The 24,199-nt window shown below is 33.5% G+C and carries 20 protein-coding genes and 2 tRNA genes; 12 read left to right on the top strand and 10 right to left on the bottom strand.

Annotation, left to right across the window (positions count from 1 at the left end; all coding sequences use genetic code 11):
• On the bottom strand, positions 1–1,509 hold the full coding sequence (locus tag IRZ99_RS14800) for a GH3 auxin-responsive promoter family protein (RefSeq protein ID WP_194658009.1): 1,509 nt from the start codon (positions 1,507–1,509) through the stop codon (positions 1–3).
• 245 nt (positions 1,510–1,754) lie between these two features.
• On the opposite strand from IRZ99_RS14800, the gene IRZ99_RS14805 reads away from it, so the two are divergent.
• Together IRZ99_RS14805 and IRZ99_RS14810 are read left to right on the top strand one after the other, a co-directional pair.
• On the top strand, positions 1,755–2,549 hold the full coding sequence (locus tag IRZ99_RS14805) for a DUF2797 domain-containing protein (RefSeq protein WP_194658010.1): 795 nt from the start codon (positions 1,755–1,757) through the stop codon (positions 2,547–2,549).
• A 245-nt stretch (positions 2,550–2,794) separates the two neighbouring features.
• Positions 2,795–3,841: a glycosyltransferase family 9 protein gene (locus tag IRZ99_RS14810; RefSeq protein ID WP_194658011.1), complete on the top strand. Its 1,047-nt coding sequence runs from the start codon at positions 2,795–2,797 to the stop codon at positions 3,839–3,841.
• Positions 3,842–3,928: 87 nt separating this feature from the next.
• Here IRZ99_RS14810 and IRZ99_RS14815 read toward each other — a convergent pair whose 3' ends face one another.
• The 3 genes from IRZ99_RS14815 to sppA form a co-directional block, all read right to left on the bottom strand.
• Entirely contained in the window at positions 3,929–6,523 is a 2,595-nt protein-coding gene (locus tag IRZ99_RS14815) for an AsmA family protein (protein WP_194658012.1), read from the bottom strand.
• A gap of 182 nt (positions 6,524–6,705) precedes the next feature.
• A complete protein-coding gene (locus IRZ99_RS14820; protein ID WP_194658013.1) occupies positions 6,706–7,653 on the bottom strand; it encodes an alpha/beta hydrolase in 948 nt (315 codons plus the stop codon).
• A gap of 17 nt (positions 7,654–7,670) precedes the next feature.
• A complete protein-coding gene (gene sppA / locus IRZ99_RS14825; protein WP_194658014.1) occupies positions 7,671–9,428 on the bottom strand; it encodes a signal peptide peptidase SppA in 1,758 nt (585 codons plus the stop codon).
• A gap of 276 nt (positions 9,429–9,704) precedes the next feature.
• On the opposite strand from sppA, the gene folK reads away from it, so the two are divergent.
• On the top strand, positions 9,705–10,838 hold the full coding sequence (folK, locus tag IRZ99_RS14830; protein WP_194658015.1) for a 2-amino-4-hydroxy-6-hydroxymethyldihydropteridine diphosphokinase: 1,134 nt from the start codon (positions 9,705–9,707) through the stop codon (positions 10,836–10,838).
• 86 nt (positions 10,839–10,924) lie between these two features.
• Here the strand turns inward: folK and IRZ99_RS14835 are convergent, their stop codons facing one another.
• From IRZ99_RS14835 to IRZ99_RS14845, 3 genes are all read right to left on the bottom strand, one after another.
• A complete protein-coding gene (locus IRZ99_RS14835) occupies positions 10,925–13,081 on the bottom strand; it encodes a T9SS type B sorting domain-containing protein (protein ID WP_194658016.1) in 2,157 nt (718 codons plus the stop codon).
• Positions 13,082–13,168: 87 nt separating this feature from the next.
• On the bottom strand, positions 13,169–13,711 hold the full coding sequence (locus IRZ99_RS14840) for an RNA methyltransferase (RefSeq protein ID WP_194658017.1): 543 nt from the start codon (positions 13,709–13,711) through the stop codon (positions 13,169–13,171).
• A 76-nt stretch (positions 13,712–13,787) separates the two neighbouring features.
• Positions 13,788–14,210, bottom strand: coding sequence for a DUF1573 domain-containing protein (locus IRZ99_RS14845; RefSeq protein WP_194658018.1), 423 nt, complete (start codon positions 14,208–14,210; stop codon positions 13,788–13,790).
• A gap of 159 nt (positions 14,211–14,369) precedes the next feature.
• Here IRZ99_RS14845 and mutS point away from each other — a divergent pair, with 159 nt between their 5' ends.
• The 4 genes from mutS (at position 14,370) to IRZ99_RS14865 (ending at position 17,870) form a co-directional block, all read left to right on the top strand.
• Entirely contained in the window at positions 14,370–16,976 is a 2,607-nt protein-coding gene (gene mutS / locus IRZ99_RS14850; protein ID WP_194658019.1) for a DNA mismatch repair protein MutS, read from the top strand.
• Positions 16,977–17,126: 150 nt separating this feature from the next.
• Positions 17,127–17,199: transfer RNA gene (locus tag IRZ99_RS14855), tRNA-Gly, on the top strand.
• A 14-nt stretch (positions 17,200–17,213) separates the two neighbouring features.
• Positions 17,214–17,299, top strand: a tRNA-Leu gene (locus tag IRZ99_RS14860).
• A gap of 196 nt (positions 17,300–17,495) precedes the next feature.
• Entirely contained in the window at positions 17,496–17,870 is a 375-nt protein-coding gene (locus tag IRZ99_RS14865; RefSeq protein WP_194658020.1) for a DUF1508 domain-containing protein, read from the top strand.
• A 155-nt stretch (positions 17,871–18,025) separates the two neighbouring features.
• Here IRZ99_RS14865 and IRZ99_RS14870 read toward each other — a convergent pair whose 3' ends face one another.
• Positions 18,026–18,238: a hypothetical protein gene (locus IRZ99_RS14870; RefSeq protein WP_026985591.1), complete on the bottom strand. Its 213-nt coding sequence runs from the start codon at positions 18,236–18,238 to the stop codon at positions 18,026–18,028.
• Positions 18,239–18,587: 349 nt separating this feature from the next.
• Positions 18,588–19,820 (bottom strand): 3-deoxy-D-manno-octulosonic acid transferase, encoded by a 1,233-nt coding sequence (locus IRZ99_RS14875; RefSeq protein ID WP_194658021.1) that lies wholly within the window; start codon positions 19,818–19,820, stop codon positions 18,588–18,590.
• Positions 19,821–19,957: 137 nt separating this feature from the next.
• Between IRZ99_RS14875 and IRZ99_RS14880 the strand changes: the two genes are divergently transcribed.
• The 5 genes from IRZ99_RS14880 (at position 19,958) to IRZ99_RS14900 (ending at position 23,115) form a co-directional block, all read left to right on the top strand.
• On the top strand, positions 19,958–21,091 hold the full coding sequence (locus IRZ99_RS14880) for a DegT/DnrJ/EryC1/StrS aminotransferase family protein (protein WP_194658022.1): 1,134 nt from the start codon (positions 19,958–19,960) through the stop codon (positions 21,089–21,091).
• A gap of 3 nt (positions 21,092–21,094) precedes the next feature.
• The gene (locus IRZ99_RS14885; RefSeq protein ID WP_194658023.1) at positions 21,095–21,535 is read left to right on the top strand and encodes a nuclear transport factor 2 family protein; all 441 of its coding nucleotides are present in this window, start codon (positions 21,095–21,097) and stop codon (positions 21,533–21,535) included.
• Between the two features lie 29 nt (positions 21,536–21,564).
• A complete protein-coding gene (gene galE / locus IRZ99_RS14890; protein ID WP_194658024.1) occupies positions 21,565–22,578 on the top strand; it encodes a UDP-glucose 4-epimerase GalE in 1,014 nt (337 codons plus the stop codon).
• Positions 22,579–22,714: 136 nt separating this feature from the next.
• Positions 22,715–22,951: a hypothetical protein gene (locus tag IRZ99_RS14895; RefSeq protein ID WP_194658025.1), complete on the top strand. Its 237-nt coding sequence runs from the start codon at positions 22,715–22,717 to the stop codon at positions 22,949–22,951.
• Positions 22,900–23,115, top strand: a complete 216-nt coding sequence (locus tag IRZ99_RS14900; protein ID WP_194658026.1) for a hypothetical protein — start codon at positions 22,900–22,902, stop codon at positions 23,113–23,115. Before IRZ99_RS14895 ends, IRZ99_RS14900 begins: the two co-directional genes overlap by 52 nt.
• A 135-nt stretch (positions 23,116–23,250) precedes the next feature.
• Here the strand turns inward: IRZ99_RS14900 and fabD are convergent, their stop codons facing one another.
• Positions 23,251–24,126, bottom strand: coding sequence for an ACP S-malonyltransferase (gene fabD / locus IRZ99_RS14905; RefSeq protein WP_194658027.1), 876 nt, complete (start codon positions 24,124–24,126; stop codon positions 23,251–23,253).
• Positions 24,127–24,199 lie beyond the last annotated feature (73 nt).

Below are 24,199 nucleotides of genomic sequence, written 5' to 3' on the forward strand. Positions count from 1 at the left end.
CTACATCTCCTTCAACTGCTCCAAATAATCTCTCTGATTCGAAAGTCTCGGAATCTTATGTTGTCCACCTAATTTATCTCGCTCCTTCAGCCAATCATAAAATAAGTTTTCACGCGCCACATTAATCACCAAAGGATTTAATGTCATGTTGTTGTAGCGTTTGGCTTCGTAATCAGAGTTTAAAGTCTGTAAAGTTTCATCCAGAACTTTTTGGAAAAGACCAACATCAGCTGGTTTTTTCTTGAATTCGATCATCCATTCGTGTGCGCCTTTTTCTTTGTCCTGCATAAAAATAGGAGCAACGGTATAATCAATAACTTCGGTTTGAGTAACCTGACATGCTTTGGCAATGGCTTCATCCGTGTTTTCGACCATTAATTCTTCACCAAAAACATTTATATGATGTTTGGTTCTGCCTGTAACTCTAATTCTATATGGATTTAATGAAGTAAAACGGACCGTATCGCCAATCAAATAACGCCATAAACCAGAATTGGTTGTAATAACAATGGCGTAGTTTTTATTCAGTTCAACATCGGCCAAACGAATTACTTTCTGGTTTGGAGTATCAAAAGTATCCATCGGGATAAATTCGTAGAAAATACCGTAATCCAGCATCAACAATAAATCACTGGAATTATTTAAATCCTGAATGGCAAAAAAACCTTCGGACGCATTGTATATTTCGTAGTATTTAAAATCTTTGCTGGGTAAGATTTTCTTGTACTGTTCTTTATAAGGAGAGAAGCTTACGCCACCATGAAAGTAAACTTCCAGATTTGGCCAAAGCTCCAACAGGTTTCCTTTTCCGGTATCTTCCAGAACTTTATTCATTAAAACCAACATCCAGGAAGGAACGCCGGCAAAACTAGTTACATTTTCATTCTTAGTCTCATTGATAATGGCAGCAATTTTGGTTTCCCATTCGCTCATTAATGAAGTTTTGCTGCTTGGCGTACTGCTGAATTCAGCCCAAATAGGCATGTTTTCAATCAAAATCGCTGATAAATCTCCAAAAAAAGTATTGTTGTTTTCGTAAATCTGAGAGCTTCCGCCTAAACGCAGACTTTTCCCTAAAAATAACTCAGAATCTTCATTATTATTCAAATACAAACAAAGTAAATCTTTACTTCCCTTATAATGACAATCTTCTAGGGCTTCGCTGCTTACCGGAATAAATTTACTTTTAGCATTGGTAGTCCCGCTCGATTTGGCAAACCACTTTATTGGTGTTTCCCAAAAAACACCTTGTTCACCCTGGCGCGTGCGTTCAATTAAAGGCTGTAATTCTTCATACGTAGCAATTGGTACTCTTTCAGCAAATGTCTGGTACGAATTTATAGAGGCAAAATCGTATTTTCTTCCAATAACAGTATTTTCAGAGGAGGTCAATAAATTATGCAATAGCTCTTCTTGAACTTCATTCGGGTATTTTAGAAAAAGTTCTATTTGATGAATCCTTTGTTTCAGGACCCAGGATGCGAAAGAGTTAATGATTGATACGGGCATGAATAATTTTAGATTTTAGCTTGTTGATTTTATATTGCTGATTTTGTGTTAGTGTAAAAATCAATAATTTAAAATTTGAATATCATTAGACAAAGATTAACTTTGCCTTTGTATCAAAAATAGTGTTTTTTTGTAAAAAACAATTCTATTTGAAGTAAAGATTCCAGTTCTAAAGTGGAATTTTAACAATAAAAGTTCACTATCTTGAGCAAATCTAAAATCTAAAATCAGCAATCTAAAACACTATGCAATATCAAGGCGTACTTACAAAAATGCAGACAGAAATCGGAAATCCTATTCAATATTATCTGGTTTTTGAAGATAGTTTTCTTAGTATGAATCAGTTATTGAATAAGGAAATTGAAATTAATTGTACCGGTTTTCAATGTTTGAATTGTAATAAAAAGAAAAAGATATACAGACAAGGTTTTTGTTATGATTGCTTTTATTCAAGTCCTGCTGTAGGGGATTGGATAATGAGACCGGAATTAAGTACCGCTCACTTAGGAATTGCAGATCGTGATTTGGCGTATGAAGAAAAAGTACAATTGCAACCACATATCGTTTATTTGGCTTTGTCGACTGAAATTAAGGTTGGTGTAACACGCAAAACGCAGGTTCCAACGCGTTGGATTGACCAGGGGGCAACGCGTGCCATTGCCATTGTTGAGGTCCCAAATCGATATTTGGCAGGAATTACCGAGGTTGCGCTAAAAAATCATTATACAGATAAAACCAATTGGCGAAAAATGCTTCAGGACACTGAAATCGCTTTTGACCTGATTGCTGAAAAAGCAAAAGTAGAAAGTTTACTGCCATTAGAAGTTCAGGAATATTTTTATACCAAGAGTGATGATCTATATGAGTTAAATTATCCGGTTGTAAATTACCCTTCAAAAATTGCCAGTTTAAATCTGGATAAGACACCAACATTTAGAGGAAAGCTTGTTGGAATTAAAGGTCAATATTTAATTTTCGAGGACGGAACTGTTTTTAATGTTCGTGGTTCAGAAGGTTATGTCGTTGATATAAACGTCTAGTTTTATTAGGTATCCGTCGGTTGTTATTGATTAACTGTCTAGTATATTGGTGTTTGAGTGATAATTTTTGTATTTTTAAGTTTCTTTTGAGATGTAAATGTTGATACATTTGATTACAATTTTGTAATATTTACTTGTTGAAAGAATATATTTTTAGAAAAAAAAAGAGCCTAGCTTTGAGCTTTTGAAGCAAGGATGTCTATTTTTTTATACAAAAATTATGTCAAAGAAAACAAATACCAAAAATGAGTAACTTAAAAAAAGTTAATGTATTCAGAAGAAGTCTGATGCGGAACCTGACCAAGAATATTGGTGACTCAAGTATAAGTAAAAATGGACCAATTGATACAAGCAAAATCAAGAAGGTACTAATCTGTAGACCTAATAAGCGATTAGGGAATTTACTTTTAATAACACCCTTAATTCAGGAAGTTACCGAAACATTTCCGAATTGTAAAATCGATTTATTTGTTAAAGGAACTTTAGCACCAATTGTTTTTGAAAATTATGACAATATCGATAAAATAATTCCTTTACCTAAAAAGCCCTTTAAGGAATTAGTGAAATATTTAAAAGTCTGGACATTAATTCGAAAGCAGAATTATGATATTGTAATTAATGTCGATCAAAACTCATCGTCTGGTCGTTTGGCGGTAAAATTTTCAAATGCAAAATATAAGATTTTTGGAGATCTACCCGAAAACGTTCGATTGCCTTATGAAGATTATGAGCATATTGCAAAATATCCTGTATATAATTTACGATACACTTTAGCCCAGGTTGGAATACAAAATAAAGAAGAACCAGTTGCATTGATTGATTTAAAATTATCTGAACAAGAAATTGCAAACGGGAAAAAGATTTTAAACGATATAATTGATCAGAATAAGAAAACGATTGCCATTTTTACTTTTGCAACAGGCGAAAAATGTTATTGCATAGAATGGTGGGAAGAGTTTTATCGAATTTTGAAAAAAGAATATCCTGATTATAATATATTTGAAGTTTTACCTGTAGAAAACGTATCTCAAATAAATTTTCAGGCTCCTACATTTTATAGTAAGGATGTTCGCGAAATTGGTTCTGTTTTAGCTAATGTAGATGTTTTTATTGGGGCAGACAGTGGAATTATGCATTTGTCAAGTGCTTCAATGGCACCAACGATTGGTTTGTTTTCAGGTTCTAATTTAAAAAAATATGAACCTTATGGTAATAATAGTGTTGCTGTTGATACCAATGTAAACGGTTATTCTGAATTTATTCAAACAATAAATGATGTTTTGAATAAATAGAAATAAGCAAATCAGATTGTATTATAAATAAAAATCCTGCCCTTGAAAGTTATTTCAAAGGCAGGATTTTTTTATCGAATTAAAAGATTAGTTTTTCTTCTTAAACAAACCATTTATCAAATCGGTTGCTTTTTTAGTCGTTTCCTGAGTCTTTTGCTCTTTTTCTGTCTTTGCAGCTTGGGTTGTGTCTTTTGGTTTTGTGTTTTTATTAATCAAATCGTTAAGGGCTGATGTTCCTTTTTGAGTTAATTTTTCCTTTTGTTGATTCGCAACCTGAGAAGCTAAACTGCTAACGGCGCTTTTCATATCAGTTGAAACTTTTGGATTAGAAAAGTTCCCTGTAAGCATAGCGTTAATTGGAATATTTTGCAATTTTGCCTGATCTGCCGGAGACATTTTTGCGATAAATGCATTGGCTTCGCTTCCTAAATATTTCGCAGGAACATCTAATTTTAAGTTGTAATTCATCGTTTGGTCAAAACCGTGAGTTCCACCAACCGTAATTTTAATATCCTGGTATTTGATGTCAAATGGTTTTACATTTACTTTTCCGTTCTCAAAAGTCAACGCTGCTTTTATGTCATTCAAATTCACTTTATTCATATCAATGAATTTAATGTTAGAACCTAAAGCATTCAGTAAAGTTGAATTTTTAGAATTTATGGTAGTAGAAAGTAACTGCCCTAATAAATCTCCTGAAATTGATTTCAGGTCCGGAGTTAATTCTTTAGCATCCAGATTTCCATTTAATTTAATAGTTGAATTCAATTTTCCATTGATGATTCCTGCAATAGGAGCAATTTTTTTCATCATTTCTAATTGCGTAAATGTCTGAGCAATATCAACCTGATTAAAACCTAAGTTCATGTCAAAAGTTGGTACTTTTTCCTTAGTCGAAACCGCTCCGGTTAAACCAATCGTCCCTCCGAAAATAGATGTTTTAAAGTTTTCTAAAAGTGCTTTTTCATCTTTAATAATCAATTTTCCGGAAACATCTTTTAGTTTTAAATTGTCATATAAAACAGTGTTTGCTTTTGCATTTAGAGTACAATTTAAGAAAGCAGGAATCTTCATAGCTTCAGTTGGCTTTGCTGCAGTTTTTTCTGTTGCAGGTTCACCTTCAGTCATGAAATCATCAACTGCTAATTGATTTGAACTCATATTGAAATTACCTCTCAATTCTTGTTTTTTAAACATAAAACCGTAGAAATTCTCCAAAACTCCATTAATAGCAATATCAGATTTTCCGGTAGTGGCATTAAATTGTTTCAAGTTAATTTTACTCGGATTGAATTCAACTAAAGCTGTACTAATGTTCATTGATTTATTGTTTTCATCAGTATATTTAAATCCTGATAAACTCATAGTTCCTGCATTTTTGATATTTTGATATTGGCTTTTTTCTACTGAAGCCATATCAAATTCTGTAGTAACATCCGCTTTTAAAATACCTGCCAAAGGTTTGTCCATTTTGATTGGATACGCTTTTGAAAGATTGGCTAAATTGATAGTTCCTTTTAAAGCTGCATTTACATATGGATTTACAGTAATATTTTTAATATTCGCTTTTGCATTAAAAACATCCTGATCAATACGGAATGAAAGTTTATCTAAATTGACGTAGGTATCATTTAGAATTCCGGTTTCATTGATGATTTTTGTATCAATTACAATATTTTGAACTGATTTTGGTAAGTTCGGATATTGGAAAGAAGCATTATTAGAAGCAATAGCAATATTGAATTTTGGAACCGTTGTGTCGGTTAATTGTCCTTTTGCAAAACCAACAACAGTAAAGTCTCCTGTTGTTTTTACACCATCTAAACCAGCTGCATAAGCTGATGGAATCAAACCTAAGAAGTTAGTAAAAGATGAGGTTGGAGTTTTAAATTTCAAATCATAAACCTGACCGGCATCAACCATTTGAATAAACCCGTCAAATTCTAAAGGCAGCTGATTGATTAAAGCTTTATTCTCTTTAAAAGTATATTTGCTTTGCTCTAAATCAATTCCAAGAACGGCGTCTAAAGTCAGTTTTACATTTTTCATGTAATTGATCTTATCCATATCCAAAGATACTTTTGCTGTAGATTTTGTAGTTAAATCTAATTTTGAATTGGTAAAATCTCCAGTTCCTTCGTGATTTAAACTGTCAATTACCATTTTAATTTTAGAACCCTGATCAATGTATCTGAAAGTGAAATTCTCAATTTTGTAGTTCTGAATTTTCAAAGAAAGTGGCTTGCTTTTTTCATCTTTAGTATCTTCTTTTTTATCTTTCAAAGCAATGTCAAAATTCCCAACGCCATCTTTATTAAAGATAATATTGATTAATCCATTCTCAGAAGTTATTCCCTGAATGTTCAAAGGTTCTTCTTTTCCTTTAAAGATTTCTTTGATACTCATTTTAAGGTTCAATTCGCCTAATGAAACCAAAGTGTCTCCTTCAAAAGGAGCTTTGTTGATAATGACTAATTTTTCAATTCCAACTGTTGCATTCGGGAAATTTTTAAACAAACTTAAATCGGCATCAGCAAAACTCACTTTAGCATCGACACTTTCGTTGATAGCTTCTGCAATTTTTGCTTTTATCTGATCTTTAAAAAAATAAGGGATGGCAAATAATGCCGCAACAAATACCACAAGAACAATGGCGGTAATCTTTAAAATTTTCTTAAGCATAATTATTTATAGATTTGAGGGTTTACGTTGCTGTTAACTGGTTGCAAAAATAATTTTTTTTACATGAGTTTAGTAATAATTTTTTCACAATAATGTAAGAATATATTTAATAGTTGTTAAAATTAAAAAATCCGTTTGACTATATATATCAAACGGATTTTTAATGGTTTTATGATTTTCAATTATTTTTTAATGAATGAAACAATCTTACTGGTCATGACTTCAGAAAGAGGTAAAGTTTCGTTGTTATAACTGTCTAAATTGGCTTGTTTATCACCTTCAACAACTTTCATCACATGATTCATTTTATCTACAATTAGTAGTTCTGCATTTTTATTTGCCTGAGATAAAGTTTCAGCATCTTTTACCGTTACTTGCAAATCGTTGTTTCCCTGAACAATTAAAATCGGTACGTTTAATTTTTTAATTTCCACTTGCGGATTATATTTAAACCATGAAATTAAATAAGGTTGAATACTGGGTCTAAAAAGAGAGTTAAGCATTGGATCTATTTTTTTGACCTGATTTCCACTTTTTAAACTATCAATAATCGGGAAAGTCATATCCTCGATTTGTTTATTAGATTTTGATGTGATTTGCGTTTTGATAAGTTTATCCGCAGATTCTCCCGGGCCCGCAATAGAAATGAATTTGTTTGCTTTTGCTCCGGCAATCATTCCAATTAAAGAACCTTCACTATGACCAATAATCACAACTTCTGAAAAACGTTTGTCTTGTTTCAATAAATTAATCCAGCTTTTGGCATCTTCTGTATAATTTTCAAAAACCAGACTTTGCTCTGAAATGGCAGAAGCTTTGCTTTCGCCAATTCCTCTTTTGTCGTATCGTAAGGATGCAATTCCGTTTTTTGCCAAAATTTCAGCCAGCATTTTCAATGAATTGTTTTTCATCATTGGGTTATTACCGTTTCGGTCAGTAGGCCCAGAGCCAGCAATAATTAAGGCAACGGGATATTTCTTTGTTGAAATCGGAGTTGTTAAGGTTCCAAAAAGTTGGTCTGTATTAATCTTTAAAACTATCGGAGACTCTTTAAAAGTAACTTCATTTTTATCCTGAGCATTTACAATACTCAAAAATAAAACACTGATAAACAGAAATATCTTTTTCATTTTTTTTGTGAATCGAATTACTTAATGTTTATTCCGAAAGGAAGCATTGCCTGAACGCCTTGTTGTCTCTGAAATCTTTTCACCTGTTCAATTAAAAGATAGTTTTCTTCGCCGATTTCTTCTTTTATGAAGGCTTCTTTAGATTGTGCAAAAGGTAGATTTGCTAAAAGATCACCAAATGTTTTTTCATATTCAGGATAATTCTGTGTGCTGTATGATTTTATTTTTGCAATTCTTGCCGCTTCTGCAATAGCGTCCTTCAGTCCTCCAATTTTATCAACTAAACCAATCTTTACAGCTTCGCTTCCAGACCACACTCTTCCTTGGGCAATAGCATCTACTTGTGCAAATGTCATTTTTCGGCCTTCGGCAACATGTGTTACAAAAGTGTTGTAAATGTGTTCAACACCTTCAAGGGTAAAAGCTTTAAACTTTTCATCAACAGGAACAAACGGACTATAATTTGCCGAATTCTCGTGTGTTTTTACTTGCTCGGTGTTAATTCCTAATTTTGTTGCTAACGGGGAAAAGTTTGGTAAAATTCCAAAAACTCCAATTGAACCTGTAATGGTGTTGCTTTCAGCAAAAATTTTATTGGCATTACAAGCAATATAATAACCGCCAGATGCAGCATAATTACCCATAGAAACGACAACAGGTTTTACTTTTTTCGTTACTTCAATTTCTCTCCAGATCAGGTCAGAAGTTAAAGCACTTCCTCCAGGACTGTCAATTCGTAGTACAATTGCTTTTACATCATCATCTTTTCTGGCTTCTTGTAGAGAACGACGCATTGCACCTTCTCCAATTACATTAACATCACCTTCTCCGCCTGTAATTTCACCTTGTGCATAAATAATTGCGATTTTGTCGCTTGCTGTATTGGTCAATGCAGTAGTAACATTATTTTGAGTATAATCTAAAATCGAAATTTTGTTGTAGTCATCATCACCTGTTACTTTTAACGCTTTTTTGATAGCATTGTGATAAACATCCTCGTACGCAACAATGTCAACTAAACCTTGTTTTTTAGCCATTTCCGGTGTTCTTGCCAATAAACCATTCGCTATTTCATTTAATTTTGGAAGCGGAATATTTCGGCTTTTTGATATATCAGTAGAAACAGTTGTCCAGATAGAGTTTAAAAGAGCTGTAACCTGTTCTCTGTTGGCATCACTCATTTTATTTTCTAAAAACGGTTCGACAGCACTTTTATATTTTCCATGACGAATCACTTCCATATGAATACCTGATTTGTCCTGAAAATCTTTAAAGAACATTACCTCTGAAGAAAGTCCTTTAAAATCTAAATCTCCAGCCGGATTCAAATAAATAGTATTGGCAACGGAGTTCAGGTAATATTCTTTTTGAGAATAAGTATTGGCGTAAGCCCACACAAATTTTCCTGATTTCTTGAAACTTTCAAGTGCGTTTCTCAAATCTTTATATTGCGCTAATCCTAATGAAGATTCGTCGTTTAAGATCGAAATTCCCTTAATATTGTCGTCTGTCTTTGCAGCTTCGATAGCGTTGATAACATCGCTCAAACCAACTCCCTCCTGATCAGAAAAAACAGTTACCCAAGGGTCTTTATATTTTCCGGCGTAATCGTTTTGTATTTTTTTTAGGTCCAATTCGATAACCGAATCATTTTTAACGGAAACCTTATCATCTCCGCCAAAAATAGCTCCAATAAGGATTACTCCGAAGAAGAATAACATAATGAATACAAAAATACCAATCACTGTGGCAATTACATTTCCTAAAAACTTCATAATTATATTTTTTTAATAAGTCGCAAAAAAGGTTGGTTTGTTACAAATATAATCTAAATCACAGGTAACGCTCTTACATGATTTATAAAATAGTTGTAGATCATACATTTTTAAATTCTCTAAAATAAAGATATGTTATTTTTAGATTAAGTACGTTTTTTTAAGAAAGGTTTCTGTAGAAAAAGGATAAAAAAAGAGTTTGAAATAATTACAAACTTCTGATTCTTGAAGTAAATAATGTGAGTAATTCTGAAATAGTTTTAGTTAATTTGCATTATGAAGTCACAGCATCAAATCGTTTTATCTATCGGCAGTAACCAGGGAAATCGGTTAGAAAATATTGAAAGTTGTATCGCTCTGATACATCAGGAAGTAGGAACGGTTATTCAGGTTTCAAAGCTATATGAAACCCCTGCCTGGGGATTTGAAAGTGATGCTTTCTATAATTGTGCCTTGTTGCTGCATAGCACTTCATCTGCACATAAGATATTAAATCAGATTTTAAAAGTAGAAAAACAGTTAGGCCGTATTCGTTCTAATCAGCAAGGCTATCAATCCCGAATTATAGATGTTGATTTAATTGTTTTTGACGATGAAATTATTGATTCCGAGAAACTCCAGGTTCCGCACCCATTAATGCAGAACAGAAAATTTGTATTAATGCCCATGCAGGATTTAAAATTAAACTGGAAACATCCTGTTTTTCAAAAATCTGTTTCGGAGTTAATTACTATTACACCAGATGATAGTATTTGTACGGTTGTTCAGGATTTGAAAAATCCTTTGCAGGAAATTCCGTTAGAAAAGTTTAATTATATTGCTTTTGAAGGAAATATTGGTGCTGGAAAAACAACTTTGGTAAATAAAATTGCTGACGATTTTAATGCTAAAACAGTTTTGGAACGTTTTGCTGATAATCCTTTTTTACCTAAATTTTACAAAGATCAAAATCGATATGCTTTTCCGCTTGAAATGTCTTTTTTGGCTGATCGCTATCAGCAATTATCAGATGATTTAGCGCAGTTTGATTTGTTTAAAGATTTTGTCGTAGCCGATTATCATATTTTTAAATCGTTGATTTTTGCTAAAATTACGCTGGCAGAAGATGAATATCGTTTGTACCGAAACCTGTTCGATATTATTTATAAAGAAATGCCAAAGCCGGATTTATATATTTATTTATATCAAAATACAGAACGTTTACTTCAAAACATCAAAAAGCGCGGCAGAAATTACGAACAGAATATCGAAGCAAGTTATTTGGATAAAATCAATACCGGATATTTTGATTATATCAAATCGCAGACTGATTTAAATGTTTTAATCATTGATGTTTCTGATCGTGATTTTGTAAGAAGACACGAAGATTATCTTTTTATATTGAATGAAATTCAGAAGAAAATAGGATAATGTGCCAATTAGAAAATTAGATAATTGTTTTTATAGCATTCCAGGTCATTATCTAATTATCAAATTGACACATTATCTAATTAGTATTATCTTTTTAAAGAAAAATGTCCTCTCAAAACAGGTTGTGTATCGTCTATTTTTAAGACGTACCAATAATCAGAAGCGGGTAGAAGTGCTTGATTAAAAGTACCATCCCAACTCATTTTAGAAGTAGTTAATTGTGCTAACAATTTCCCGTATCGGTCAAAAATGGTGACTTGTGCCTGCGGGTAATTTTCCATTCCGGTTACCTCCCAGACATCATGAAAAGTATCGTTATTTGGAGTAAAGTAGGCTGGAAAAACAAGTACAACGAAAGATTTTGGATTTCCTCCGGGACAACCCGTTTTATCTCTTGCATAAGCGTTATGTAAGCCACCTGGAACATCATAAAACACATTAGAAGCTTGAAAATCACTTCCATTAACAGAATATTCAAAATAGTCTTCGTCTTTCACAAGGTTAATAGTCACTGTTGTTCCGTTTACAACTACATCATTTATTTGAGGAACCAGATGTTCATCAACAATAATGGTTTTTGTACTGGAGCAGTTATCAGAATTCCTAACAAGAACAGTATAAGTTCCTCCTTTATCTACAGGAATTGTTTGAGTAGCTTCTCCGGTTGACCACAAATAAGTCATTCCCGCTATTCCGGCATCTAATATAATTGTTTGTCCCTGACACAAAGGAAGTGTTTCATCAGTAACAACAGGAAGAGGATAAATTTCGATATTTACCGGTGTTCGGGTATCGTAAGTACAAAGGCCATTTGAAGCCTCGGCATAATAGGTTGTATTTGAAGAAACGGTTGGAGTGTAGCTTTGACCTGAATGTAAACTTGTGCCTCCAATAGCTTCAGCAAACCAGTTTATTTGACCAATGTTCGCACTGGCTTCAATAGTTACTGGCCCGGGCCCGCAATTGCTATAGGTTAATTTACCTGGGATCGGTGCAGTTGGTGTATGATTGATTGTTGCAACAACAGGCTTTCTGTTAGATTTACATCCTGCATCTACATAATAAGTTGTAGTTGTGCTTATTATTGATGTTGTAAAAGAAGGGCCAGTATGAATTGCACTATCTCCTGTTGCGTCACTATACCAGCTAATTGTTGCTCCTGCTGTTGCTGTCGCAGTAAAGTTGAAACTTCCTGAGTCACACATTGGAGCAGGATTTGGATCTGGTGTTGCTATAGGAATTGTAATTTTAGTACTTGCTGCTATTTCTAAAGGAAGTTCGCCGGCGGATCCACCATATTCAACAACATAACCTTTTGGTTGGTAGTTGTCTCCGGGAGTTAGTGATCCAGTATTTGATAAGTCGTTCCAGGAACCTCTTATGCCGACTCCAGGCTGTGTAATATGAGCATAATCTTCGTCTCCTAGATTATTTGGTTCGCCATTATTCCAGAAAGTGTAAGACATTATAGTTCCCGCTTCAGGGCCTGTAACCCATTTCCAGGTTCCTTCTGTTTCTTGGTCACTTCCTCCAATCCAGCCTGTTCCTGAGGCTTGTTCTCCGCTTAACTTGGCTTCATCAGCTGATAAAAGAGTTGCCAGATAACCTTTTAATCCATAATAAGTACTTGTTTCAGCTGCTGCTTTTGCTGTGGTCCAGGAGATACCAATACTAGGTACGTATAAATAATAATGCCCTGTAGAAGGCAGATAATTGGCTTGACCAACTGTTATGGAAAAGGTTCTGGTTCCCGAGGCTGTAGGAGAAGAATTAGAGAAGACCACATCTTTAATTGCAGCTTCCAAATCAGAATATAAAACATCTCCTCCGGTTGGACTTGATAATACTAGTTTTCCTTCATTAGGATACCAGCCTTGTACAATCGATGGGTGTGCGGCAGGATTTTGAATTTCTATTTTATCAAGACCGCTAGAGTAACCTGAAGAAATCTGAATATAAACAGCTTTTGTTCCAAGTTCTGCTGGATCATGAGAAATAGTAATCGAGGTTACAATATTTATAGAGCTTAAAGGGCAATATAATTGATCTCCGGTTGCTTTAAGTACAGGAGGAGTAATTGCAAATGTAGTTTTTGTATTTTTTCTTTTATTTGATTTAAGGGTATCGTTGGCAGGTTTTATTTTGGCCTTATCCAATGTTTTAACTTTTTCACTTGCATGAGATTGATAAAAACATAAAGCAAAAGATATAATAGCTATTTTAAAGAAATTGATAGTTTTCATTTTATAAAAGTATCAATTTTATAATAATAAAAAAATATATTTCAATTTCTAACATTTAAAGGCAAGATGTACTGAAAAATTAACAATTTAATCAGCACTTGGCCAGTTTAATTTCTGGAATAGATCCCAAACTACAATTCCGGCACTAACAGCAATGTTTAAGGAGTGTTTGGTGCCTAATTGCGGAATTTCAATACAGCCATCACAAAGGACAACAGCTTCCTGTGCAACACCGTACACTTCATTACCGAAAACTAAAGCATACTTTTGATTTTTTACCACTTTAAAATCCTGAAGAAAAATCGAGCTTTCCACCTGTTCAATAGCAAGTGTCAACACATTTTCTTTTTTAAGATTTTCAATAACTTCCAAAACATTTTCATGATGTTCCCAGGCTACTGTTTCTGTAGCTCCAAGAGCGGTTTTGTGAATCTCTTTGTTTGGAGGAGTCGCTGTAATACCGCATAAAATGATTTTTTCAACCAAAAAAGCATCAGAAGTTCTAAAGACAGAACCAATATTGTGCAAACTGCGAATATCATCCAAAACCAAGATTAGGGGAGTTTTGTCTGATTTTTTAAAATCTTCAATTGATTTGCGATCCAGTTCGCTGTTTTCAAGTTTTCTCATTGGTGTTGTATTCAGGTCATAAAAAAAGCTTCCAAAGATAAGGAAGCTTTTTCGATTATTTTATTTTCTTTTCAGATTAGCTTTTTACCGGATCTGGTAAAACAGTACCTTTAATAGTAAGTACTTTTGTAGGTTGTCCTTCAGCATTAGAAGTAACAGTTACTGTTTTTGTAAAAGCACCAACTCTGTCAGTAGCATATTTTACACCAATAATTCCTTTAGCACCTGGTGCGATTGGCTCTTTTGGTGTTGTAGGTACAGTACAACCACAAGATCCTTGTGTGTTTGTAATGATTAATGGTTTTGTTCCGTTGTTTACAAAAACAAACTGACGGTTACCATCAGCATTGTGCGCGATAGTTCCGTAATCAATAGTTTCGTTTTCAAAAACCATTCCGGCTCCTTCAACTTTAGCAACCTTAGCTTTTTTAGTAGTTTGAGCATTAGAAGCTGTAATTCCAACTACAGCTAACATAGCGATTAAGATTATTTTTTTCATCTTTAAGAGTCTTTGTTTTAATTATGAACAAATCTATAGAAAATTCTAATATGTCAACTCAAAAAAATCTTAAAAATATTTTAATTTTTGAAGCTCTTCTATATGCCACCAAAATATTATAAATTCGCTGTCATAAATTTTCATTTAAAACATTACAATTTGGCAGCGAAAGAGAAAGTGGTGAAAGAAACACCTTTAATGAAACAGTACAACGAAATCAAGAGAAAATATCCTGATGCATGTCTGCTTTTCAGAGTAGGTGATTTTTACGAAACCTTTGGAGAAGACGCCATTAGAGCTTCTAAAATTCTTGGAATAACATTAACTAAAAGAGGTGCGGGTTCTGAAACTGAAACAGCTTTAGCTGGTTTTCCGCATCATTCTATTAATACTTACTTGCCAAAATTAGTCAAAGCCGGTCTTCGTGTTGCCATTTGCGATCAGCTTGAAGATCCAAAAATGACTAAAACCATCGTGAAACGTGGTGTTACAGAATTGGTAACTCCAGGAGTTTCTTTAAATGATGAGGTTTTACAATCTAAATCGAATAACTTTTTAGCATCAGTTTATTTTGCTAATAAAAATATCGGAATTTCCTTTTTGGATGTTTCAACAGGAGAATTTTTAACGGCTCAGGGAAATGCGGAATATATTGATAAACTTTTGCAGAATTTTAATCCGAGCGAAGTTTTAGTTCCGAAGAATAACAAAGGGGATTTTAAAGCTGCTTTTGGAGAAGATTTTCATAGTTTTTATTTAGAAGACTGGATTTATAAAGAGGATTACGCATTAGAGATACTTACAAAGCATTTTGAAACCGTTTCCTTAAAAGGTTTTGGTGTTGAAGAATTAAAAGAAGGAATTATTGCTTCCGGAGCGATTTTGTATTATTTATCCGAAACACAGCATAATCGCGTGCAACATATTACAGCAATCCAACGTATTGCTGAAGATGCCTATGTTTGGATGGACCGTTTCACGATTAGAAACTTAGAATTATACCACAGTTATAATCCAAATGCTGTAACGCTTTTAGAGGTAATTGACAGAACGCTCTCGCCAATGGGTGGGCGTTTGTTGAAACGATGGCTGGCGCTTCCTTTAAAAGACAGTAATAAAATAAAAGGGCGTCATGATGTGGTTTCGTATTTGAAATCAAATCCTGAGGTTTTGCATAATATTCAATATCAAATAAAACAAATTTCAGATTTAGAGCGTTTGATTTCTAAAATCGCAGCTGGGAAAGTTTCACCGCGAGAAATTGTTTATTTAAAAGAATCTCTGGATGCTATTATTCCAATTAAAACTTTAGCATTGCAAAGTCCGCAGGAAGCAGTGAAAGTAATTGGAGACAGTTTGCATGCCTGTGATTTATTGAGAGAAAAGATCAAAGTAACTTTAAATCAGGATGCGCCGGTTGCTATTGTAAAAGGAAATGCTATTGCAAAAGGAATTAGTGAAGAATTAGATGAACTGCGTGCCATCTCGACTTCCGGTAAAGAATATTTAGAAGGAATTGAGAAAAGGGAATCAGAGCGAACTGGAATTTCGTCTTTAAAAATCTCGTTTAATAATGTTTTTGGATATTATATCGAAGTTCGAAATACACATAAAGATAAAGTCCCTGCAGAATGGATTCGTAAACAGACTTTAGTAAATGCGGAACGTTATATTACCGAAGAATTAAAAGAATACGAAACCAAAATTTTAGGTGCAGAAGAGAGAATCCATAAAATTGAAACCGATCTTTTTGAGCAATTAGTAGCCTGGATTGCGACTTATATTAAGCCGGTTCAAATGAATGCTAATTTAGTAGCCCAATTAGATTGTTTGTGTTCGTTTACACAATTAGCGGTCGAGAATAAATATGTATGTCCGGAAATTGATGAAACTTTTGAATTGGATATTAAGAATGGAAGACATCCTGTAATTGAAAAACAATTGCCGGTTGGTACACCTTATATTGCTAATGATGTTTATTTAGATAGAGAAACCCAACAGCTTATTATGATTACAGGTCCGAATATGTCTGGTAAGTCAGCTATTTTGAGACAAACGGCCTTAATTGTATTGTTGGCTCAAATGGGAAGTTTTGTTCCGGCGGACAGCGTTCGAATGGGAATTGTGGACAAAATCTTTACAAGAGTAGGAGCGTCGGATAATATTTCGATGGGTGAATCTACTTTTATGGTAGAGATGAATGAAACCGCTTCTATTTTGAATAATATTTCAGACAGAAGTTTGGTTTTATTAGATGAGATTGGAAGAGGAACGAGTACTTATGACGGAATCTCGATTGCCTGGGCTATTGCTGAGTTTTTGCACGAACACCCGGGAAGAGCCAAAACATTGTTTGCAACGCATTATCATGAATTGAATGAAATGACAGAATCGCTTCCTAGAATTCAGAATTATAATGTTGCGGTAAAAGAATTAAAAGATACTGTTCTTTTTGTTAGAAAACTGGTAAAGGGTGGAAGTGCGCACAGTTTCGGAATTCATGTCGCTAAAATGGCCGGAATGCCGCAAACTGTAATTTTGAAAGCGCAAAAGCTTTTAAAGAAATTAGAAAAGAATCATTCCAGCGATGCGTTAAACGGAATCAAATCGGCCAATGATGAAATGCAGATGAGCTTCTTTAACTTAGATGACCCCTTGTTGGAAGAGATAAAAGAAGAGATCTTAAGTCTTGATATAAACTCGATCACACCGGTTGAAGCCTTGATGAAACTCAATGAGATTAAAAGGATGATTGTTAAGAAATAAATTTCAGATTTAAAGTTTAGGTTATCAGAAGGTTATAAAATAAGTATTATTTTTTTTCAAAAAAGTCTTGTATAATTGAATAAATGTCCTAAATTTGCACTCGCAATACAGAACAAGTCAAGTATTGTAGTTCTTACAAGAATTTGAAACGCGAAAATAGCTCAGTTGGTAGAGCGCGACCTTGCCAAGGTCGAGGTCGCGGGTTCGAGCCCCGTTTTTCGCTCAAAACCATATAATGCTCGGATGGTGAAATTGGTAGACACGCTGGACTTAAAATCCAGTGAACAGCAATGTTCGTGCGGGTTCAAGTCCCGCTCTGAGTACTAAAGCCTCTTCTTTTGAAGAGGCTTTTTTTATTGTGTAAATTCACGCACTGAAAATAAATTTGCGAAGTAAATTTATTTTAAAGAATCTAAGAATCTAAGAATCTAAGAATCTAAGAATCTAAGAATCTAAGAATCTAAGAATCTAAGAATCTAAGAATCTAAGAATCTAAAATCAACAATCTAAAATTAATAAATGGGTGCTTTCGTAATTAGTAGACGATTTAATGATGAGTATAAATTTGTGTTTACTTCCAGGAAAGGGAAAGTGATTTTTACTAGTTTGAGTTATGAGTTGAAATTTGAATGTGAGGAGGATATTGAGAAATTTAAAGTAAATATTGAGCAGGCTAAATTTTTAAAATTTAAAGGCTCGGGAGGGAAGTATTTTTTTAAATTGATGTTGGGTGAGCTTCACTTTGCTACAAGTCGAAAATACACTACAGAATTGCTTTTGCAGAAAGGGATAAAAGAAATTGTGAACTATGCTTCAAAATCAGAAATTTTAGATTTCTCGTCAAATGAATCTATTTTTGAGGATGAAGAAATGGTTGAAGATGAAATGGAATAAAAAAAAGAAATTCCAATATAGAAAAATTCCAAATTCCAATAGCACAATGTGTGTAGTTGGGATTTGGAATTTTTTTATATTAGGATTTGTTCGATTTTGAACAAAAAAAAACCATCTCAAGGATGGTTTTAAAATTTTTAGAACTTAGGTTCTAATTATTTTTTTACTTCTTCTACTTTAGCAGCAGCAGAGTCAACTTTAGCAGCAGCAGAATCAACAGTTGCAGCAGCAGAATCAACTACAGCAGCAGCAGAATCAACAGCAACAGCAGTAGAATCTACAGCTGGCTCAGCAGCAGCATCAGCTTTTTTACAAGAAACAACAGTTAAAACAGCAACAACAGCTAAACTTAAAAATACTTTTTTCATCTTACTTTATTATAAAAGGTTAATTATTAATTCGTGGCAAAGATATAAATTTTTTAATATGTAAAATATTTTTTCACTTTTTTTTTAAAATATTTTCCTTGCTCACGATTATCTTATTTATCAAATAATATGCCAAAATACTAAAAAAATGTTATATTATTGATTTTTTCGTCTAAATTATTTTTTATTGAATATTATATAAGAGAATTGGCTGTTTTGATTCTCTTATTTGCACTTTGTTTTGCTTTTGAGTGATTATTACGCAAATTTATAAGCGTAAAATAATGCGATTTAAGCGATTTTTATATTGAACGCGGTATGGAAATCTATTTTTACTGTTTTTGAGGCCTTACAAAACGATTTTCATTATGCTTTCGGTAGCACCTTTATTCTCTTGAATGTAGGACTTACAGATTTGACTCTTTTCTTTTAAGTATTTTTCATCCAAAAGTAAGCGATCAAAATTTTGTTTTAATTCAGTAGCATCTGAAATTACAATACACCCTCCGATTTTGACCAATTCAACTGCTTCTGCAAAATTCGAATAATTAGGACCAATAACTATCGGGACACCAAAGGTTGAAGGTTCAAGGATGTTATGAATTCCCGGGTTTCCAAATCCTCCGCCAACATAAGCAATAGTTCCATAACTATATATTTTAGTCAATAAACCTATGGTGTCTATAATAAAGACGTCATAATTTGATAAGTCTTTGATGTTGTCTTTTTCAGAAAATAAAACCGTTGATTTTGTAATTTGAGATTTTAAATTGGAGATCTGGTCTTGCTTGATATTATGTGGTGCAATAATGAATTTTACAGTTGAAGGAGCCTGATTAATATATTCAGTTAATAAAGCTTCGTCCTTTGGCCACGAACTCCCGATTACTATAGTGGGGGCGTTGTTTTTAAATTGTTCAATAAAATCGACTGAATTGTCTCTTTCTAAAATTGCTGCAACCCGGTCAAAACGAGTATCTCCTGAAACGATAACGTTTTTAAATCCGATAGCGTTGATTTTTTCTTTTGAACTTTCATTCTGAACAAAAAAATAAGTGAAGGCTTTTAATGCTTTTCTGTAGAAACCGCCGTACCATTTAAAAAACATCTGATTGTCTCTGAAAATTCCGGAAATTAAATAAGTAGGAGTTTTTGTTTTTTCTAGCTCCTTTAAGTAGTTCAGCCAAAATTCATATTTAATAAAAAAGACTAATTCAGGATGGACTAATTTTAGGAATTTCTTCGCATTGGTTTTGGTGTCTAAAGGCAGATAAATAGTGACATCGGCAATATTATTGTTCTTGCGGACTTCATAGCCGGAAGGAGAGAAAAAAGTAACAATGATTTTATGCGAAGGGTATTTTTCTTTGATTTTTTCGATAACAGGTAAGCCTTGTTCATATTCGCCAAGTGAAGCAGAATGAAACCAAATAGTCTTATCTGTTGGTTTTATTTTTTCTTCTAGAATAGTAAAAACATTTTTTCTTCCTTCAATAAATAGCTTGATTTTCGGACTAAAAAGTGCTATGATTTTCAGAAAAAACCCCGCAATAGAAACAACTAAATTGTATAGAAAAAGCATATGTGTAATTTTGCTGCTAAATTACGCTTCTTTCAATTATTTTCATTGTCCAAAGGTATTAAATAACTATTTTTGTTCTTCGTTTTCGAGATTGGTTTTAAAAATCTAATCTCAAAGTTTTAAATAAATAAAGACAAATGAAAAAAATTCAAATGGTTGACTTAAAGAGTCAATACGAGAAAATAAAATCTACCGTTGATGCTTCAATTCAGGAAGTTTTAGATACAAATACTTATATAAATGGACCTTTGGTTCATCAATTTCAAAAAAATCTTGAAGATTATTTGGGAGCAAAACACGTAATTCCGTGTGCAAATGGTACTGATGCTTTGCAAATTGCCATGATGGGTCTGGATTTAAAACCAGGAGATGAGGTAATTACTGCCGATTTTACTTTTGCAGCTACTGTTGAGGTAATTGCTTTGTTGCAATTAACCCCTGTTTTAGTTGATGTTGATATGACGAATATGAATATTGATATTGAGGCAATTAAAAAAGCGATCACACCAAAAACAAAAGCAATTGTTCCGGTACATTTATTTGGCCGTGCGGCGAATATGGATGCGATTATGGAAATTGCTGCCGAACATAATTTATACGTAATCGAAGATAATGCGCAGGCAATTGGAGCTGATTATATTTCTAAATCAGGTACCAAAAGTAAAGTAGGTGTAATTGGTCACGTTGCGGCAACTTCATTTTTCCCTTCTAAAAACTTAGGTTGTTATGGAGATGGTGGAGCGATTTTTACAAATGATGATAAATTGGCCCACATTATCCGCGGAATTGTAAATCACGGAATGTATGAGCGTTACCATCATGATGTTGTAGGTGTAAATTCTCGTTTAGACAGTATTCAGGCAGGAGTTTTAAATGCAAAATTGCCTTTGTTAGATGAATATAATGCAGCACGTCGTTTGGCAGCTTCAAAATACAACGCAGCTTTTGCTGGCAATGCACACATCATTACGCCAGAATTTGATGCAAACGAGAATGATCACGTTTTTCACCAATATGTATTGAGAATTGTTGATGCAGACAGAAATGCTTTGATGCAGCATTTATTAGACAAAGCAATTCCTTGTGCAATTTACTATCCAATTCCGTTGCATTCTCAAAAAGCTTACGTTGATACTCGTTATAAAGAAGAGCAATTTCCGGTAACCAATCAATTAGTAAAAGAAGTTATTGCTTTACCAATGCACACTGAGCTTGATGATGAGCAGATTAAATTTATTACAGATTCTGTTTTAGAATTTTTAAACAAATAAATCATGAAGAAAGTAGGTATTTTAATTTTGATGATTCTTATTCAGTTTTCTGGTTTTGCACAAAAATCAAATACTAAAGAAGAAACAGCTGTCAGTAATCAGGTAGAAATTTTGCGTAACGCAATGATTGATGCTGATGGATCTAAATTAAAAGCACTGACTTCTGAAAAGTTAAATTACGTTCATTCGAATGGTAATTTTCAAAATCAGGCAGAATTTATAGATGGAATTGTTAGCGGAAAATCAGATTTTGTAACTATTGAATTTCAGGATCAGACCATAGCAATTCAGAATGATGTCGCAATCGTGAGACATGTTTTGGCAGCACATACCAAAGACGGTGGTGTTGATAAGGATATTAAAATCGGAATAATGCTTGTGTGGCAAAAACAAAAGAATAACTGGATTTTGATTGCAAGGCAGGCTTATAAATTAACTACATAAAAAAAACAACACAAAAAACAACCAAAAAAATGAAAGTATTAGTAACAGGAGGATTAGGATTTATTGGTTCTCACACGGTAGTCGAATTGCAAAATGAAGGCTTTGAAGTTGTGATAATTGATAATCTTTCGAATTCTTCAGAAGATGTTTTAAAAGGAATTACAAACATTACAGGAAAGAAACCTTTATTCGAAAAGTTAGATTTAAGAGAAAAAGCATCAGTTCAGGATTTCTTTAAAAAACACAACGATGTTACAGGAGTAATTCATTTTGCAGCTTCAAAAGCGGTTGGAGAAAGTGTTGAAAATCCGTTATTGTATTATGAAAATAACATCAGCAGTTTAGTATATCTTTTACAGGAATTACAACAAAAGCCTGAAGCAAGTTTTATTTTTAGTTCGTCTTGTACAGTTTACGGTCAGGCAGAAAAAATGCCAATTACGGAAGATGCTCCAGTTCAGGCTCCAATGTCTCCTTATGGAAATACAAAGAAAATAGGAGAAGAAGTTATAATTGATACAGCTAAAGTTACAAATATCAGCGCTATTTTATTACGTTATTTTAATCCGGTTGGAGCGCATTCATCTAATGAAATTGGAGAATTACCATTAGGTGTTCCTCAAAATTTAGTTCCTTTTATTACACAAACGGGTGTAGGATTACGTAAAGAATTATCTGTTTTTGGAGATGATTACCCAACGCCGGATGGAACTGCAGTTCGTGATTATATTCACGTTGTAGATTTGGCAAAAGCGCACGTAATTGCATTACAGCGTTTGTTCAATAAAAAGAATTTACAAAAAGTAGAAACCTTTAATTTGGGAACTGGAAAAGGAAGTTCAGTTCTGGAAGTAATCAATAGTTTTGAAAAAGTAAGCGATAAAAAATTACCATATAAAATTATGCCTCGTCGTGAAGGTGATATTACTGAAGCATATGCGAATACAGATAAAGCAAATAATGTTTTAGGCTGGAAAGCAGAATTGAGTTTAGACGAAGCGATGGCAAGTGCCTGGAAGTGGGAACAGAAAGTTCGTTCTTAGTTTAGTATTCAGTCGCAGTCGCAGTTTTCAGGTACTGGCTATTAAAATAAAATCCCAAATAATTTAAATGATTATTTGGGATTTTTATTTTGACTCGATTTATTTTATAATTTTGTAAGATTAAAATGTAAGAATTATGGAGCCGGAAAAAGAAAATAAAAAGAATGATAAGGTTGAAGAGCCTAGGGCGGAATACGAAGTTCAAAAACCTAAATTTAAAGGAATAGATCGTGAGACTTTTGATTTTGATGCTGAGTTTGCAAAAGGATTAACTCCAGAGGAATTTAAAGCGGAAATGTCTAAAAGAATAAAAGCATATCCTTGGAAAAAAAAATTTTTGAAAATGATGTTCTGGAATATTTTGATGATTTAGTTTTTACACTTTTTAAGGAAGAATATTTTAGTTATGCTGAATCAGCACAGAAATATACTGATAAAGTTGTTGCTTTTATAATTTCGAGTATTTCTACATTTCCTCATAAGAAAATTCCACTTACACTTCAATATTTGGGTTCAAAAGAAATCAAAATTATTTAATTACGGGAATTATAAATAATTATTGCTCAGAAGTAAAAGAGTTTTAAAAACAAAATCCTCATAAACATCTGTTCATGAGGATTTTTACTTATATGTCAGTAACTGAAAACTGCGACAGAGACTGAATACTAAAATTTAAGCATTTGCCGTAACCGCTTCTTTATCAATTTTATTAATCAAACCAGCTAATACTTTTCCAGGACCCACTTCAGTAAATAAAGTAGCGCCGTCAGCGATCATTTGCTGTACAGATTGCGTCCATTTTACGGGAGCAGTCAATTGTATAATTAAGTTCTTTTTGATTTCGTTTGCATCAGAAACTGCGCTAGCAGTAACGTTTTGATAAACCGGGCAAATAGGAGTAGAGAACGTAGTTGCTTCAATTGCAGCTGCTAATTCTTCTCTTGCTGGTTCCATCATTGGCGAGTGAAATGCTCCTCCAACAGGTAAAATTAAAGCGCGTTTTGCTCCGGCAGCTTTCATTGCCTCGCAAGCTTTTTCAACTGCTGTAGTTTCTCCTGAAATTACTAATTGTCCAGGACAGTTGTAATTTGCAGCAACCACAATTCCATCGATAGAAGCGCAAACTTCTTCCACAATATTATCTGCTAATCCTAAAACCGCAGCCATTGTCGATGGCGTAATTTCGCAGGCTTTTTGCATTGCCAAAGCACGTTGTGAAACTAATTTCAAACCATCTTCAAAAGATAAAGTTCCGTTTGCCACTAAAGCAGAAAATTCGCCTAAAGAATGTCCTGCAACCATTTCTGGTTTGAAATCTTCCCCTAAAGTTTTAGCTAAAATAACAGAATGTAAAAATACTGCTGGCTGAGTCACTTTAGTTTCTTTTAGTTCTTCGGCAGTGCCTCCAAACATGATATCTGTAATTCTAAAACCTAAAATTTCGTTAGCTTTTTCGAATAATTCTTTGGCTAAAGCCGATGTTTCATATAAGTCTTTGCCCATTCCTGTAAACTGTGCGCCCTGACCTGGAAATACGTATGCTTTCATTTGTCTAATTTATTTTTTTATTTTTTTTGAAATTGAAAATTAGTTTCAATTGAAAGGCAAAAATAGTATTTTT

It is taken from the genome of Flavobacterium sp. LC2016-12 (assembly GCF_015351595.1).
Classification (GTDB): Bacteria; Bacteroidota; Bacteroidia; order Flavobacteriales; family Flavobacteriaceae; genus Flavobacterium.